10 protein-coding genes are annotated in these 16,357 nt (G+C 67.2%); 6 read left to right on the forward strand and 4 right to left on the reverse strand.

What is annotated here, in order from left to right:
- The first annotated feature begins 154 nt into the window (after window positions 1-154).
- From J5474_RS17755 to J5474_RS22860, 6 genes are all read left to right on the forward strand, one after another.
- On the forward strand, window positions 155-1,321 hold the full coding sequence (locus J5474_RS17755) for a Gfo/Idh/MocA family protein (protein WP_342454063.1): 1,167 nt from the start codon (window positions 155-157) through the stop codon (window positions 1,319-1,321).
- Entirely contained in the window at window positions 1,309-2,316 is a 1,008-nt protein-coding gene (locus tag J5474_RS17760; RefSeq protein WP_209362546.1) for an NAD-dependent epimerase/dehydratase family protein, read from the forward strand. Before J5474_RS17755 ends, J5474_RS17760 begins: the two co-directional genes overlap by 13 nt.
- A complete protein-coding gene (locus tag J5474_RS17765; protein ID WP_209362548.1) occupies window positions 2,313-3,533 on the forward strand; it encodes a glycosyltransferase family 4 protein in 1,221 nt (406 codons plus the stop codon). The genes J5474_RS17760 and J5474_RS17765 overlap by 4 nt, the downstream gene beginning before the upstream one ends.
- The gene (locus J5474_RS17770; protein ID WP_209362550.1) at window positions 3,530-4,489 is read left to right on the forward strand and encodes a glycosyltransferase family 2 protein; all 960 of its coding nucleotides are present in this window, start codon (window positions 3,530-3,532) and stop codon (window positions 4,487-4,489) included. Before J5474_RS17765 ends, J5474_RS17770 begins: the two co-directional genes overlap by 4 nt.
- A 1-nt stretch (window position 4,490) precedes the next feature.
- Complete coding sequence (locus tag J5474_RS17775; protein WP_209362553.1) at window positions 4,491-6,596, forward strand: NAD-dependent epimerase/dehydratase family protein; 2,106 nt, start codon at window positions 4,491-4,493, stop codon at window positions 6,594-6,596.
- A gap of 178 nt (window positions 6,597-6,774) precedes the next feature.
- On the forward strand, window positions 6,775-8,292 hold the full coding sequence (locus tag J5474_RS22860; protein ID WP_245216554.1) for a CpsD/CapB family tyrosine-protein kinase: 1,518 nt from the start codon (window positions 6,775-6,777) through the stop codon (window positions 8,290-8,292).
- Between the two features lie 271 nt (window positions 8,293-8,563).
- Here the strand turns inward: J5474_RS22860 and J5474_RS17785 are convergent, their stop codons facing one another.
- From J5474_RS17785 to J5474_RS17800, 4 genes are all read right to left on the reverse strand, one after another.
- Window positions 8,564-9,892 (reverse strand): Wzz/FepE/Etk N-terminal domain-containing protein, encoded by a 1,329-nt coding sequence (locus tag J5474_RS17785; protein ID WP_209362555.1) that lies wholly within the window; start codon window positions 9,890-9,892, stop codon window positions 8,564-8,566.
- Between the two features lie 263 nt (window positions 9,893-10,155).
- Window positions 10,156-10,794, reverse strand: a complete 639-nt coding sequence (locus J5474_RS17790; protein WP_209362557.1) for a 4'-phosphopantetheinyl transferase family protein — start codon at window positions 10,792-10,794, stop codon at window positions 10,156-10,158.
- A gap of 117 nt (window positions 10,795-10,911) precedes the next feature.
- Window positions 10,912-15,381 (reverse strand): MupA/Atu3671 family FMN-dependent luciferase-like monooxygenase, encoded by a 4,470-nt coding sequence (locus tag J5474_RS17795; RefSeq protein WP_209362559.1) that lies wholly within the window; start codon window positions 15,379-15,381, stop codon window positions 10,912-10,914.
- Window positions 15,368-16,354, reverse strand: a complete 987-nt coding sequence (locus J5474_RS17800; RefSeq protein ID WP_342454064.1) for a glycosyltransferase family 2 protein — start codon at window positions 16,352-16,354, stop codon at window positions 15,368-15,370. The genes J5474_RS17795 and J5474_RS17800 overlap by 14 nt, the downstream gene beginning before the upstream one ends.
- Window positions 16,355-16,357: the final 3 nt, after the last annotated feature.

Here is a 16,357-nt window from a genome sequence, read left to right on the forward strand (position 1 = left end):
ATCCTGTCCGGGGTCCGTGCCTTAACTGCAACAGGGCGAACAAAATTTGCTGTGGTGATGCCGCGGCGCCGCGATCGCGGGCCATTAGGAGGCGGGCGCCGAACTCTGGCCATGATTGAATGGCACGGGCGGCATGGGCCGAAAGGGGTGCAGGGTGGTTTTTCAGGCGCAGGACCAGAAGGGCGAGGATGGGGCCGCTCGGGCGGACCGGGTGCTTCTGCTGGGATGCGGTTTCGTGGCCGACCTCTATGCGCGTTCGCTGGCGCTGCACCCGGAGATCGCGGTGGCGGGCGTCTACGACACCGACCCCGCGCGTCTGCGGCAGTTTTGTGGATACTGGGGTTACCCGGCCTGCGACAGCTTCGAAGCCTTGCTGGCCGCTGCCCCGGGTGCTCTGATATTGAACCTCACCAACCCGCAGGCGCATTTCGAAACCTCGCGCACCTGTCTGGAGGCGGGGCACCCGGTTTACTCGGAAAAGCCGCTCGCCATGACCTTGCCGGAGGCGCAGGCGCTGCACGCACTGGCGGAGGCGCGCGGGCTGGTGCTGGCCTCCGCGCCCTGTTCGGCGCTTGGCGAGGCGGCGCAGACGCTGGGGCGCGCCCTGCGCGATGGTGTGGCGGGCAAGCCCCGGCTGATCTACGCGGAACTCGATGACGGTTACGTGAGCCAGGCGGCTTTCGGCCGGTGGATCTCCGAATCCGGAGCGCCCTGGCCGGCGGAGGACGAATTCCGCGTTGGCTGCACGCTGGAGCACGCGGGTTACTACCTGACATGGCTGATCGCCTGGTTCGGGCCAGTGCGCACCGTGGTCGCCGCCTCAGCCGAGGTGACCGAAAAGGCGGGGCAGGGGCCATACGCCCCCGATGTCTCTGTCGCGGTGCTTTACTTCGTTGCCGGCCCGGTGGTGCGGCTGACCTGCTCCATCGCGGCGCCACATGACCACAGCATCCGCATTGTCGGCGACCGGGGCGTACTGTCCTGCGATGCCGCCTGGGACAACGCGGCGAAGGTCCGTTTTGCCCGGCGGCTGACCCTGCGCAGGCGGCTGATGGAGCATCCCTTTCCCAGATGCCTGCGCCTGCCCCAGCCCACGCATCCGAAGGTCAAACGCTGGGGGGCGGCGGCGATGAACTTTGCGCTCGGCCCGGCGGAGGTGCTGGCGGCGCTGCGCGAGGGGCGTCCCTGCCGCATGTCGAATGACATGGCGCTGCACCTGACCGAAATCACGCTTGCCATACAAAACGCAGGCGAGACCTCCGGCGCGCAACGCATGACCACCACCTGCGCCCCGATGGAGCCGATGCCATGGGCGAAGTGACCGGGCGCAAAACCGTCTTGGTGACGGGGGCCAATGGCTTCGTCGGGCGGGCCTGTGTGGCGGAAGCGCGGCGGCACGGCCTGCCGGTGATCGCGCTTTATCGCGCGCAGCCCGTGGTGGAGTGGGCAAGCGATCCCGGCATCACGGCGGTACGGCTGGATCTGTCTGAGCCCGGTGGCTGGTTCGCCCGGCAGTTGCCGGAATCCGGCGCGGTGATCCACGCGGCCGGACACCTTGGCGCCGACCCGGCGGCGCTGAAACGCGACACAGTGGATGCCACGCGGGCGGTGCTGGCGGGACGCGACCGGGACGGGGCCGCGCGGTTGGTGCTGATCTCGTCCCTGGCTGTCTATGACTTCGACGCGCTGTCCCCCGGCCAGACCCTGACAGAAGCCGCGGCGCTGATCCCCCTGCCGGAGGGTGCGCTGGACGACCCGGAAACCGTATTGCGCAGAGTGCGTGACGCCTATGCCGGGGCGAAGCGGTTGCAGGAGGTCATGATGCGCGATCTGGACGACGCGTGGATTCTGCGCCCCGGAGCGATCTGGGGGCCCGGACGGACGTGGCACGCGCTGCAGGGGTTCCGGGTGTGGAAGCTATTCGTCACCATCGGGTCAAAGGGTGAACTGCCGCTCGCGCATGTCACCCACGTTGCCCGCGCGGCGGTGGAGGCGGCACGGACGCCCACCGAAGGGGTCACTGCCGTCAACGTCTTTGACGACGACCGGCCGACGCGGGGCCGTTTCCTGCGCGTTCACCGGCACGTCCAAGGCTGGCCGCGCCTGTCTGTCACGGTGCCCTATACCGCCTGGCTGGCATTGGTGCGCCTGCTTGGGCCGCTCTCAGCCGTGCTGCCGGGGCTCTTGCGTGAACCCGTCCTGCGGGCGCGCATGATGCCGCTGCGGTTTCCCAACACACGGTTGCGGCACGCGCTGGGCGGGGCCGATCACGCCAGTTTCGAGGATCTCATGCGCGCCGCGAAGGGACAGCCATGACCCTGCCGCGCCTCGCATATCTGACGGGGGAATATCCGCGCGCCTCCGACACTTTCATCCAGCGCGAGGTGGCGGCACTGCGCGCGCTTGGTCATCAGGTAGAGACGTGTTCGATCCGGACCACCGGGGCGGAGCATCTCGTCGGGCCGGAGCAGGGGGAGGAGCACGCAAGCACCTTCAGGGTGCTGGCCGCCTGCCGGTCGCCCCTGCGTGTGCTCCGTGCCCACGTGCGCTGGATGGCGTGGCCGGGGCGCTACCTGCGCGCACTGGCGCTGGCGTGGCGAACGGCGCCGAAGGGGCTGCGCGGACGGCTTTATAACCTCATCTACTTTGTCGAAGCCGGTGTGCTGGCCGATCACCTCGCCCGCCAGGGCGTCGACCATCTGCACAACCATATCGCAAAAGCTTCCTGCACAGTGGCAATGCTGGCCTCCGCGCTGTCGGGGATTCCCTACAGCTTTGCCATCCACGGGCCGGACATCTTCTTTGAACCGCAGCACTGGCGCATCGACGAAAAGGCCGCGCGGGCGCGTTTCGTGGCCTGCATCAGCGATTTCTGCCGGTCGCAGCTGATGTGTTTCGCGGCGCAGGCGGATTGGCCAAAGCTGCATGTGGTGCACTGCGGCGTCGACCCTGCGCGCTACCGCCCCGCCACGCACGAGGGGCACGCGCTGCTGTTTGTCGGGCGTCTGGCCGCAGTGAAGGGTGTGCCGCTTCTGCTGGACGCGCTGCGCGCGCTGCCCGACGGGGTCGAACTGACCATCATCGGCGACGGTCCCGACCGCGCCGCTCTGGAACGGCAGGCGCAGGGGCTGCCGGTGCGCTTTCTCGGCTATCGCTCGCAGACCGAGGTGGCGGATGCGCTTCTGGAGGCGGATGTCTTTGTCCTGCCGTCCTTTGCCGAAGGCCTGCCCGTGGTGCTGATGGAGGCGCTGGCCTCCGGCGTGCCGGTTGTGACGACGCAAATCGCGGGCATCCCGGAACTGGTGGACGACAGCACCGGGCGGCTGGTCCCACCGGGTGATGCCGACGCATTGGCGACGGCCCTGCGTGATCTCCTTTCCGACCCCGGGCGGCGGCGCGCCATGGGACAGGCGGGTCGCGCGCGGGTGGCCGAAGCCTTTGACGCGCGACAGGAAGCCGCCCGCCTTTCGGCGCTGTTCACAGCCTATGCGCGGGGTGAGGCGCCGCCTAAACGCCCGGAACCCGGCGCATGACCCCCGTCGACGTCGTCCTGATCGGTCGCAACGAAGGCGCGCGGCTGGTGGCGGCGCTGGCCGCGCTTGGCGGGCAGGCACGGCAGGTGGTCTATGTCGACTCCGGTTCCAGCGATGACAGCATCGCGCAGGCAAAGCGCTTTGGCGCAAAGGTGGTACAGCTGGATCTGACCACGCCCTTCACCGCCGCGCGCGCTCGCAATGCCGGTTTCGACGCGCTCGACGCGCCGGAGTATGTCCAGTTCATCGACGGCGACTGCACGCTGGTGCCCGGCTGGCTGGAGGGCGGCGCGGCTTTCCTGGACCGGACACCGGCAGTTGGCATGGTCACTGGATGGCGCGCGGAGGTGTACCCGGAGGTCAGTCTCTATAACCGGCTCTGCGACTGGGAATGGCACCGTCCGGCGGGAGAGATCCTTGCCTGCGGTGGTGACATGATGGTGCGCGCCAGCCTCTGGCGGGCTGTGGAGGGCATGAACCCGCAGGTCATTGCCGCCGAGGACGACGAGGTCTGCTGCCGCTTCCGCAAGACCGGCGCGCGTCTGCACCGTCTGCCGCAGCCGATGACGCGGCACGACGCGGCCATGCTGACCTTCGGGCAGTGGTGGAAGCGGGCCGAACGCACCGGCCACGGCTTTGCCCAGGTCCACCACCTGCATCCGGAGTATTTCGGAACCGAGGTCCGTCGCGTACTGACCTATGGCTCAGCGCTGCCGCTGATGGCGCTTGCCGCGCTCGTCACCCTGCCATGGCTGCTGCTGCCGATCCTTGCGCTGTATGCGATCAGCTACCGGAAGGGCCGCGCCGCGCTGAGGTCTGACGGTATCCCGCCCGGCGATGCCACACGCATGGCCGCCTTGCTGACGCTTTCGAAATTTCCCAATCTGATCGGCATGGCGCGGTATTACCTGCGTCGGCTGAGGCGCGCCGACATGACCCTGATCGAGTACAAGTGATATGACCGCACCCGACCCCATTCGCATAGGCATCATCGGCGCGGGCTATATCGCGGACTGGCATGCGGATGCGCTGGCGGCCACCCCGGGTGTGCGGATCGCTGCCGTCTGCGATCCCCGCGAATCGGTGGCCCGAACGCTGGCGAATCAACACGACGCACAGGTGTTCACAACTGTAGAGTCCCTGATCACTTCCGGCTCGTGCTCGGCGGTCCATGTGCTTACACCACCCAATATACACGAAGGTATAGCATTGAGCTGCCTTTCGAACGGTCTGGATGTGCTTGTGGAAAAACCTGTTGCCGAATCGGTTGGGGCGGTCCGCCGAATCGCCATCTGCGCGCAGGAAAACGGTCGTCTGTTTGCGCCCGGTCACAACTTTCTAGGGCTGCCGTCCTACGCCCGGATGAAGACCGCGATGCAGGCAGGTGACTACGGCCGCATCCATAGTGCAGAGGTCACATGGGCGTTGCCCCTCGCGCCGCTCAGGTCCGGTCCGTTCAGCCTCTGGTTGCTCAAACAGCCGCAGAACCTGATGCTGGAACTGGGTCCGCATCTGGTGGCCTTCGCGCAGGACCTCTTTGGGCCGGTGACCATCACCCATGCGGAGGCGACGCATCCCGTGATGCTGCCCGGCGCTGACCCGCGTCCGCAGGGCTTCCGGGTGCTGGCGCGCGCCGGGCACGTCAGCGTCGCCTTCCACATCGCCATGGTGGAGACGGTAGACGATCGCTCGGTCACGCTGCGTGGATCCTCCGCGCGGGCGCGGCTGGACTTCGCCGCCGACGTGCTGACGGTGGAGCGGGAGAACGCCTCCGACCTCGTGGTGAACCCGCTTCGGCGGCAGATGGAACTCTCCGCCCAGCACGTCGCGCGTGGGGTGGCGAATGCCTTTACGCAGGCCAAGTCGCTGAACACACAGAATCCCTACGCGCGCAGCTTTCGCGGCATGAACGCCGCCGTCTACGGTGCCATGGCGCAGCGGCAGCAGGACCCGCGCTTTTCCGCCGCCAGCGCGGTCGCGGTGATGGAGACCGTGGAGGCCATCATCGAAGCCCTGCCGGAGGAGGCGCGTCACACCGCTGCCCCCGCCGTGCGGACCCGCGCCCCGAAACCCCAGGCCATGGTCATCGGTGGCACCGGTTTCATCGGACGGGCGCTGACGCGGCGGCTGGTGGCGCGGGGGCAGGACGTGCGCGTGGTGTCGCGAGGGCGGGGCGGGCCCTTCCCGGATCTCCCCGATCAGGTGGAAACCGTCGCCGTGGACCTCGCCGACCGCGCGGCGCTGACCGACGCCATGACGGGCATCGATACGGTCTACAACCTCGCCCGCGCCATGTGTTCGACCTGGGAAGAGGCGCTGACCCAGGACGTCGGGGTGGCCTGCCGGATCGGAGAGGCGGTGCTGGACGCCGGGGTGCAGCGGCTGGTCTACACCGGCACGATCGCGTCCTTCGACATGTCGGACCCGAAGGTGACAATCACCGACACGACGCCCTTCCCGGCGGACATGACCGACCGAAACCTCTATGCCCGGTCCAAGGCCGAATGCGAATGCCGCCTGCTGCAAATGCACCGCGAACGGGGGCTGCCGCTGGTCATCGCCCGCCCCGGCATCGTCATCGGACCCGGCGGGCCGTTGCAGCACTGGGGCATTGGACGCTGGCACGGCGCGGGAGCTGTGCGCATCTGGGGGCATGGCCGCAATATCCTGCCCTTCGTTCTGAACGAGGACGTGGCCGACGGGCTAATTGCCATGGCAGAGGCACCGGTAATCGGTCGCAGCTTCAACCTGACCGGCGAACCGATGCTGTCGGCGCGCGATTACTTTGACGCGATCCATCACGCGCTTGGCGCCCGCATCCGGGTCGCCACCGGCAACCTCGATGCTTTTTACGCCGCCGACGCGGTGAAGTACCTGCTGAAAAAGCACGCGCTGCGGCGCAAGGGCGTCATCCGCCCCTCCCGTGCCGACTGGAAAAGCCGGGCGCATTTCTCCCGCTTTGACAATACGGCGGCCAAGGCCGCGCTGAACTGGCAGCCAGAGGCGGATCGGGCGCGGTTCATCCGACGGGGTATCACTGAGGCGGGACTGTTCGGCTTCTGATCGGGCGGGTTTGGTAAACAATCCCCTTTGATCGGTCTCATTCTGGCCAGATTCGGGTGCTTTCCTTGACGGGAGCAGTCGCGCCCTGCGGGGGCGCCGTACGGATATTTGCCGTACTGGTATTATATGAGTGCAGGGACAGATCGCGCCAGCGAGCGATCCGGGTCGAGGGCAAGGCATGAACATGATGGACAGCCGGAAATTCCGCCGCAAGCGCAAGACGGCGAGTGTCGAGGAACCGCTTGGCGACGAAATCGCGCCTGTCCCGCCGCTGGAAACACGCGAGGAACGGCTGGCACGCCGTGCCGCCGAGGAGGCCGCCGCGCGTGCCGCCGAAGACCTGCGGCTCGCCGAGGAACGCGCGCGGCTGGAGGCGGAGGTTCGAGCGGAGGCAGACGCCCGGCTTGCCGAACAGGAAGAGGCGCGCCGCGCGGCAGAAGAGAACGCCCGCGAGGCGGCAGCGGCCCGCGCCCGAGATCAGGCCGGAGAAGACGCCCGCCGTGCCGAAGCGGAGCAGGCCGCCGCCGAGGCGGCCGAACGCGAGCGTGCGGAGGCGCGCGAACTCGCCCGCCGCCAGGCAGAGGCCCGCGCCCGCCGCGATGCCGAAGCCCGCGCGCAGGCCGAGGAACAGGAGCGCCGCGAAGCCGAGGCCCGCGCGCAGGCCGAGGAACATGCTCGCCGCATCGCTGAAGACACGGCACGTCGCGCCGCAGAGGCAGAGGCAGAGGCGCAGCGCCGCGCTGCCGAACAGCAGGCCCACAGGGAGGTGGAGGCAGAGGCCCGACGCGTGGCTGGCGTGCGGGCAGAAGCCGATCGCAAGGCCGCCCGCGCCCGCCGCATGGAGGATGCCCAGCGCGCCGAGGACCGCCGCCTGGCCGAACAGGCGCAAGTCGCCCGCGATGCCCGTCTCAGCCGCGCCGAAGTCACCCGCCGCGCCCAGCCACCGCTGGCACTGCGGCCTGAGCAGCGCAGCGACCCGTGGTTCGACATTCCTGCAATGACCGTTGACCTGGGCCACCTCAATCGGCACCGAGTCATCACCGCCGACCGGCTGGACCCGGCACACACCACCTTTGACGTTTTGCGCACCCGTCTGATGCAGGCGCTGGCGGATAAGGGGTGGAAGCGCGTTGCCATCACCTCTCCGGGGAAGGATTGTGGCAAGACCTTCACCACGGCGAACCTTGCCATCTCGCTGTCGCGTCAGGAAAATGCCCGCACGCTGGTGATGGATTTCGACATGCGGCGCCCCGCCCTGCACAAGGTGATGGGGGTGTCCTCGCCCGGCGCTCTGGGCGATGTGCTGCGCGGCAACTGTGACCCCGAGGAGCATTTCCTGCGCATGGGGCAGAACAATTTCTCCGCCGGCCACAACATCGCCTTTGCCCTGAATACGGTGGCGGAGCCCTATGCCTCCGAACTGCTGCAGGACCCGCGTACGAAGCGCGCCCTGACGCATATCGAGGATGCGTTCCGGCCCGACGTGATGCTTTTCGACCTGCCACCGGCGCTGTTCTACGACGATGTGATCGCCGCCCAGCCGCTGATCGATGGTGTCTTGCTGGTCATCGGAGGCGGTTTGACGACAGAGCGCGAGATCAAGGAAGTCGAGCGTCGTCTGGGCAAGGAAACGCCTCTGCTCGGGATGGTGCTGAACAAGGCGGAGAACGCCGGTCTGGAGCGTTACGCCTACTGAGGCGCGGGGCGGTCAGGGTCCCGGCCCATGATGTCAGACCGGAATGCGCCGACCCGTACGTGCGCACCGATAAAGCCGCTCCGCGAAAGGAAAACCGCGGCGAAGGTCCCCACCTCCCGCCGCGGCTCCCCCCCTCCGGCGCCCCCACAGGCACGGAGGGGCTGCATTCCCCTGAACTTTATCGGATGACCTTCGCGGTCCGCCGCCCGGCCAGTGACCGGACCAGTGACCGGACCAGTTACTCGTCCCGTGCCCCGATCGGGACTCGCCTTTACTCCCCGGCCACCACACGGCGCGGCAGCAGGTCGCCCACCAGAACCGACAGGCCGGAGGTCTTGCCCAGCCATGCCACCAGCCCGGCCAGAAGCGCGGTGAGGCCCAGAACCTTGCCCAGCGTCTTCACCCCGCCGATGCTGCGGTCGGCCTTCGTCGCCACGACCGGGATCGTCACCACCGGCTGAATGCCCAGCAGGCGCTCCATCTGGGCCTCCGTGCGGATGGCCGGGTGCATCATCTCCACTACCAGCGCTGCAAGGAGCGCGAGGATCAGGCTGCCGACGGCGCCGACACCGGCGATCTTTCTTGCCGACGATGACATCGGGTTTTCCGGCACCAGCGCTGTTTCGAGCACCTCGAAGCGTCCGCCCGCCTGCTGGTCCTGGAGCGCCTGACCCATCTCGGCTTCGGCTTTGCCGCGGGTGATGACGCTATACTGGTCCTTCAGGCGGTCCATTTCACGTTCCATCCGGGTCAGTTCGCGCTCCACAGTGGGTGCCCCGTTGATCAGCGCCTCTGTCTGGGCGGCGCGCTCCGTCACGAGCGCCTTCTGATCCTGCAGCAGGGACAGTTGGCGGGTCACGTCTTCGGCGCGCTTGCGGCTGCTGTCGGCCTGCAACCCGATGATGTCCTGCTCCAGCGCCAGTGCGGAGTCGCGCAGCGTGGCCAGTTCCGTGCGCAGCGCGGCGACACCGGCGGGCAGTTGCTCGGCGTGGGCCAGCTTGTAGGCCGCGATCTCGTCCTCCAGCCGGGAAATTTCGCGATCGACCCGTGCCTCTTCCGCCTGGTAGAAGGCCAGCGTTTCGCGCGCCTTCACCTCGGACCGGTCGCGCGACTGTTCGATCACGTCGGTCATCAGATCGTTGGCGACGGTTGCGGCCTTTTCGGGGTCGGCCAGCTGCACCGTGATCATCAGCCCCGACGGCGCCTGCTGAACGGCGGAAAACATCGGCTGCGGGTTGGAAATGCTTTCGATCCGTGCCGCCTTGCGCATTCTGTACAGGCGTTCGCCATCCGACAGCATGGCGTCGCCAAAGAGGGCGTGCTCGTCCATCAGCTTCATCAGATTGTCGCGGGACATCAGGCGCTGTTCGATCAGCTGAAGACGGCGGGTGGTGTCGTTGACCTGCGCGATGGCGGAGGCCTGCGTGCCGGACACACGCGCATCCTCGATCTGGACGACAGCGGTGGCCTCGAAGATCTTTGTCTGGGTGAGCGCGTAGTTCAACGACAGGACCGTCCCGATCAGGACGATCGCAAGGATCAGCCAGCCGCGACGCTTCACGGCGGCAAGGATCTCTCCGATCGAGTGGAACTGGTTCATGTCACGCGCTCCCGCAAAGTTGGCCCCCAATGCGGAAGAGACGTCCCCGAGCCTCGCCCAACTTGGGGCAAACGCGGCCAGAAGGCGCCATCTTCAAGACACAATCTAGCAACCGTGCCTTATTTCCGCCATCACCTTGCGGCGAGAATTTGGGAAACAGAGCGTTCGGCAATCCGGGATCGCGGCCATAGTTTTGCCGTCTTCACGACCAATCTTGTGCAATGCGTGCCTGAAATGTAGATTGTTGCCGTTTCAGGGCGCTATCAGCACCTGCGCCAAGATAGGGAAAGGATCAAGCCGCCGCGCGATAGTTGCTGCACAGGTAGTGTTTCAGGCCGCGATTCCAGAGAATCGGGCCGAAGTGTGGCGACTTCGGGGTGGTCAGTGTACTGCGCGCTGCCCTTTGTCAGATCCACAACCAGCCCGTGGAAGCCGTGCATGACCCGATGTGCCGGGTATTCGGCTTTGAATACGGCCTCTTTCGCGGAAAAAACCCGCCGGAGATCCTGCCCGTACTCCACCGGCGTCAGGATTTCCGGCTGGAGGGCATCGTCGAGTGGGCCGTCCTCCTCCAGATCCACGCCGACCCGCGCGGGCAGGGCGCAGACCACCGCCACCGCCAGCCCCGCCGCGTGGCTGATTGAGCCCATGAAGCCTTTGGGCCAGAGCGGCACACGATCCGCCTGCATGGGGATGGGGGCCGCGGGGTGGCCCAGGACCGCCAGCGCCCGTCGCGCGGCGATACGTCCGGCGGTGAACTCCGCCACGCGGGCCGGGATCGCCCGGGCCATCGCCTGCCGTTCGACCTCTGCCAGGGGCGCTGTTTCACCGACCCGCGCCACGCCCCAGCCCAGCCCCGGGCGGGCAAACTGCGCCACCATTTCATGCAATTGCTCCAGCACGCGATCGCCCCCTTCGCGCCCTTGTACCAAGCCGCAAGCCCGCCCGTCCATGAGCGCCCGGTGTTTCTTCTTGGCTGAAATACTCTCGCAGAGGGGAGGCCGCGACCTCCCCTGCCGTTACGCGCGCCGCCGTGCCCGCATTGCGCGCCGCTTGGCCATGGCCTCGGCCCGCGTGGTGCCGGGTCGCGGCTCCGGCGCGGACGGGGCGGTCTCGACCGATGCGCCTTCTGCGAGTTCCGCCACGCGCGCGCTGAGATCTCCGAGCTTCGGCAGGCGGAAGATGTCGGTGATCGTCAGCCGCCGGGCGCCCAGTTCCTCGCGCAGGGCCCGGTGTACCTGCACTGCCAGCAGCGAATGCCCCCCGAGGTCAAAGAAGCTGTCCCCCCCCCTTGGCGCTGCGACGCCCAGAAACCGCGACCAGATAGTGGCCACGCGGGCCTGCACAGCCGCGCCATCTGCTGCCCCGCCGCCCATGAGAGCGGGCAGCGGCGCGGCCGTTTCCTGCGCCGGGGCCGTAACGGCCGAGGACGCCGGCAGCGCGTTGCGATCCACCTTGCGGTTCGGGGTCAGGGGGAAGGCGTCCAGTTGCACCAAGCGCCCCGGCACCATGAAGGCAGGCAGTACCTGTCCCAGCGCGGCCTTCAGCGCGGCCTCTTCCTGCCGCGCGCCGGTGTAGTACCCGACGAGCCGCAGGTCGCCCGGCGCTTCTTCGCGCGCGGTGACCACAGCCTGCGTGACGTCTCCGACCGCCTCCAACGCGGCCTCGATCTCGCCCAACTCGATGCGGTAGCCGCGAAGCTTCACCTGATGATCGACGCGCCCGACAAACTCGATAGACCCATCCACCCGCCGCCTTGCAAGGTCCCCCGTCCGGTACATCCGCCCCGGGGCAAAGGGGTTGTCCCTGAATCGCTCTGCGGTCAGATCCTCGCGCCGCCAATAGCCGCGTGTGACACCGTCCCCGCCGATCCACAGCTCACCTTCCACCCCGACGCCCACCGGCTTCTGGTTTTCGTCCAGCACATACAGCATCTGGTTGGCCAATGGGCCTCCGATATTGACCACGACCTCGTCCTGTACAGCCTGAGTACAAGACGACCAGATAGTCGTTTCGGTCGGCCCGTACATATTGGTGACGGTCGCGCAGGTGATCGCCGACAGCTCCTTTACCAGCGCCCCGGGCAGGGGTTCCCCGCCCAGGTAGACATGCTGTACATGCTTCAATGCGTAGCGCGCTTCCTCGTTCAGGGCGATCAGCCGCGCCATGGACGGCGTACATTGCAGGTGCGTCACCCCGTGCCGCACGATCTGCGCGGCGATGCTGAAGTCATCCGCCGCGAGGTCCCGCGCCGCCTTCGCGCGCCGCACGACCTCCGCCAGCGGGCGCAACCCGTCCAATACCACCTCGCGGTCAATGCCGTAGTCGATCAGGCAGGCGACCTCCGTCACACCGATTGCCTTTACCTGTTCGACACGGGCCACCGCGTCTTCCATCGTCCCGAACAGGCCAGAGTCGTTGAAGTACCGGTCAAAGGCAAAGTCGAGGATCGCGTCCATCTCTTCCTCCCCGAGCCCCTCCAGCGTCAGGTCGAAGGCGTTCGACACCCCTTCGGGCCGCTTGAAGGCCGGAAAGGCCCAGGCGTATTGCTTGATCAGCCCGGCAGCGGAGCGCAGGTAATCCTTCATCGGTTCCCGTGCGATCTCTCGTGCGTGATCCCGCGTGTCGCTGATGAATGTGTGCAACATCAGCGTGACCTTGAAATCCTCAGGATCGTGCCCCGCCCCGCGCAATGCGTCGTGGTAGAGGCGGATTTTCTCCGCGACTTCCTCCACCGACTGGCCCAGCAGGTGGGTCAGGACATGGCAGCCATTCTCTCCCGCCTCCCGCCACGTCGCGGGGTTTCCGGCGGTCGTGACCCAGACCGGCAGATCCGTCGACACAGGGCGCGGCTGCGTGACCACCGCGTGGGGCGTTCCGTCCTTTTTCGGAAATTCTACCGCCTCGCCGCGCCAGAGCCGCCGCACCGTGTCGATGGCCTCGATCATGGCGGACTTGTTCGCGGGGGGGGTGTTTTCGGGACGCAGCACGAAATCGTCCGGCTGCCAGCCGCTGGCAATCGCCATGCCCGCGCGCCCGTTCGTGAGGTTGTCGATCACCGCCCATTCCTCGGCGATGCGCGCAGGGTGGTGCAGCGGCGCCACCACGGACCCGGCCCGCACCCCGATATTGCGTGTCACGGCGGCCACCGCCGCGCCGGTCACCGACGGATTCGGGTAGGGTCCGCCAAAGGCATGAAAGTGCCTTTCCGGCGTCCAGACCGCAACGAAACCGTTCTCGTCTGCAAATCTGGCCCCCTCCAGCAACAGGGCGTATTTGTCGCGCCCCGCGCCGTCGTCATTACCCCAGTAATACAGGGAAAACTCCATGCCCCCTGCAGAGGGCATCGGCCCGTTCGAGATCTGGCCGCGCTCCGCATCGCCGGTCAGGACCACCGTCAGCCCGCGCGCCGTGGTCCAGAACAGCTCCAGCACGGAAATGTCAAAGCTGAGCGAAGTCACCGCGAGCCAGACGCCCTCGGCCGGGATGTTGCCGTCCATGCCTGCATAAAAGTTCACCACGTTGCGGTGTTCGACCATGACACCCTTGGGCTGGCCGGTCGAACCGCTGGTATAAATCATGTATGCAAGGTCTTCGGGCTGCGCCGATGGCTCCGGATTCACGTCCGGCATTTCGGCCAGGCGCGGCTCTGCGTCCAGCACCAGTAACTGCGCGTCATGACGCGGCAGCGCCGCGACGATCCCTGCCTGCGTGACAATGACCGCTGTGCCGCTGTCCTCGACGAAGTGCCTTAGGCGTTCCGCCGGATAGGTCGGGTCCATGGGCAGATAGGCCCCGCCAGCCTTCAGGATTCCCAGCGCGCCTACCATCAGATCGACAGAGCGTGTCACGCAAAGCCCGACAATCTGCTCCGCGCCCACGCCCATCTGCCGCAGCAAATGCGCGACGCGATTGGCACGGGCGTTCAGCTCTGCATACGTGAGGTGCACATCTTCGAAAATCAGCGCAGTGGCATCCGGCGTCCGCGCCACTTGGGCTTCAAAGGCCGTCTGCATGGTCAACCTTCGGTCATGCTCGACCGTTGTCTCATTGACCGTATGCAGTACGAACTGATGCTCTGCGTCCGGCAGGCCAGCGGCGGGGGATACGGCCCAGAGTTCCAACCGCGCGGCCAGCAAGTCTGCCATCTCCGGTGCGATGCGCCCTGCGTCGTAGGAACAGGCTCCCGACAGTTGTACCGTCACCACCGTTCCCGGCACGTGGCCGTCGTCCGACAGACCGATCATCGGTATCTCCGGCCACGACAGTTCCGGCGCGCGGGCAAAGAGGTCCGTGGCGAATGGCCTGGCCGGGCTCAGCCCGTCCGCATCGACGCGGGCCACCGCCCAGGGCGAGACGATGCCCGTCGCGGCGGCCTGGCGCAGGGTGGCGTCAGACCACGCGAGGTCCACTGTCTCGCGCCCCGTCATGCGCCGCGCCCAGAGAGCGATGGCCTCCTTTGACACCCCAATGGGCCGCGAAACGACTTCGCCCTCAGTGTCTGAACAGCCGGCAAGAACTGCGGGCGCATAGCTGGCAAAGGTGGCGCGCGCCCGCGCCTCGGCCGGGACCGTCAACGTTACCGCCCGGTTCACCGCCGCGAGGTCGCCGCAGGAAAGGACATCGCCGACACGGGCCACCTCGGAGGCTGCTACGGGCGTGCCGCATATCCGTGCGAGCGTCATTGTCAACGCGCCCCGTCCACAGGCCACCAACAACGCCCCGTCGGTGCCCAGCACCGTGCCGGGCGCGGCATGGGCCGCTTCGGCCCGGGCTTCGCGCACAAGCCATACCGATCCGCCTGCGCGTATTTTCGCCGCGCAGAGCGGGTTCCAGTAAGGGCCGTGATCCAGCGCGCGGATCTGACGCGCCAGGGCCTCTGCGGGTCGGGCGAAATCCAGCAGGCCGAAGCCTTCGGGCCGGTCGGATAGGCCGTGATAACTGCGCTGCGACAAGTCCTGTGGCCGCGGTTGCAACCCGCTTTCGAGTTGCCCCAGAACAGCGGGGAAGGAAGCGATGGCCGCCTCCCACGCCTTTGTGTTCAACGTCAATGCAGTCTCTCCCGGCGCAATGTCGAAAAAGCGCTGTTCGAGAATGTCGCCATCGTCCACGCCGCCCGCGATCATGTGCCAGGTCACGCCGTGCCGCGCCTCGCCTGCCAGCAGCGCCCAGACCGGCGCGTTCAGCCCGGCATGGCGGGGTAGGGGACTGTCGTGAAAATTCACCGCGCCCCGCGCGGCGCAGGCCAGCACCTCCTGCGGGATGATTGTCAGATTGGCGATGGAGAGCAGCCAGTCCACCGAGCCCAATCGCCCGGCCAGCCCGTCGCCGTAGGGTTCGACCCTCAGGTCACGGCGCATTGCCCACTCGTGCACGTCCGTGCTGTGGGTGACGACCGCGCGGATCCGGTGGCCGCGCGCCATCACCATCTCGCCGCATTGCGTCAGCAGCGACTGGTTTCCGAGCAGAACGCAGTCAAACGTGGACATCGTCGTCCCTCCTCTGCGGCGCGTCGCGGCCCGGCAAGGGGCGGAGCATCGCCTTCAGGTCATGTATCACGAGGTCGCGCAGAAAATGCGGCGGATCCATGCGTGCACGTCTTTGCAGTGCACACCTGACCCGCCAGAGCATCCCGCCCAGCAGGTGAGCGCCCGTCGCCAGCATGGCCCGCGCGCGGCCGTGGTGTTTGGTGAAATAATGCCAACGGCTGTCCAGCCAGAAGCCCGGAACGCGTGCCCAACGACCCATGCCGGTGGACGCGGAGCCGATGTGCATCGCCCGGCTTTGAGGCACGTAGTGCGTTTCGAAACCGGCTTGCGCGGCGCGGCGACAGAGGTCGGTTTCTTCGAAGTACAAGAAGTATACCTCGTCGAACAGTCCGACCCGGTCCAGAACCTCCCGCCGGATCATCATCGACGCGCCTGCAAGCCAGTCCACCCGTCGCGGCGCCTCGGGCACGCCAAGTGGTACCTTGTGGTTCGTCAGAAGGCGCGTGAGCGGGCCGAACCGCGCCGAGCCCTCCAATTCGGAGGCCGCGGAGGGGAAGCGGAAGGCGGTCCAGTGGGGTGCGCCATCCTCCCCTACGATGCGCGACCCGGCAATGCCCGCGGACGGATGCGCGGCGAGGAATTCCGAAAGCACGCGGATCGCGTCGGGTTCCGGGAAGGCGTCTGAATTCAACAAGTATACAAGATCCGGCAGCGTCCCATCGGCCATACCAGCCCGAATGCCGACGTTGTTCCCCGCCCCGAAACCGCCGTTCCATCCTGACTGGATCACGCGCACCGGCAGGCCCTCGTCCGCGACCGCCTGCGTTATCCTCTCGAACGACCCGTCACCGGAATCGTTGTCGACGACCACCAGTTCAGCGTCCAACCCCTCCATCGCCCGCAACGCCGCGCGAACGGAGCGGAGCGTCATTTCCGCCGTGCGCCAGTTGAGGGATACAACGAGTATACGCACCGC

Source organism: Sagittula salina (assembly GCF_017813235.1).
GTDB lineage: Bacteria > Pseudomonadota > Alphaproteobacteria > Rhodobacterales > Rhodobacteraceae > Sagittula > Sagittula salina.

Coding starts and splice junctions, on each gene's coding strand:
- J5474_RS22860 (WP_245216554.1), top strand. CDS start 6,775: ATGAACATGATGGACAGCCGGAAATTCCGCCGCAAGCGCAAGACGGCG.
- J5474_RS17775 (WP_209362553.1), top strand. CDS start 4,491: ATGACCGCACCCGACCCCATTCGCATAGGCATCATCGGCGCGGGCTAT.
- J5474_RS17770 (WP_209362550.1), top strand. CDS start 3,530: ATGACCCCCGTCGACGTCGTCCTGATCGGTCGCAACGAAGGCGCGCGG.
- J5474_RS17785 (WP_209362555.1), bottom strand. CDS start 9,892: ATGAACCAGTTCCACTCGATCGGAGAGATCCTTGCCGCCGTGAAGCGT.
- J5474_RS17765 (WP_209362548.1), top strand. CDS start 2,313: ATGACCCTGCCGCGCCTCGCATATCTGACGGGGGAATATCCGCGCGCC.
- J5474_RS17760 (WP_209362546.1), top strand. CDS start 1,309: ATGGGCGAAGTGACCGGGCGCAAAACCGTCTTGGTGACGGGGGCCAAT.
- J5474_RS17795 (WP_209362559.1), bottom strand. CDS start 15,381: ATGTCCACGTTTGACTGCGTTCTGCTCGGAAACCAGTCGCTGCTGACG.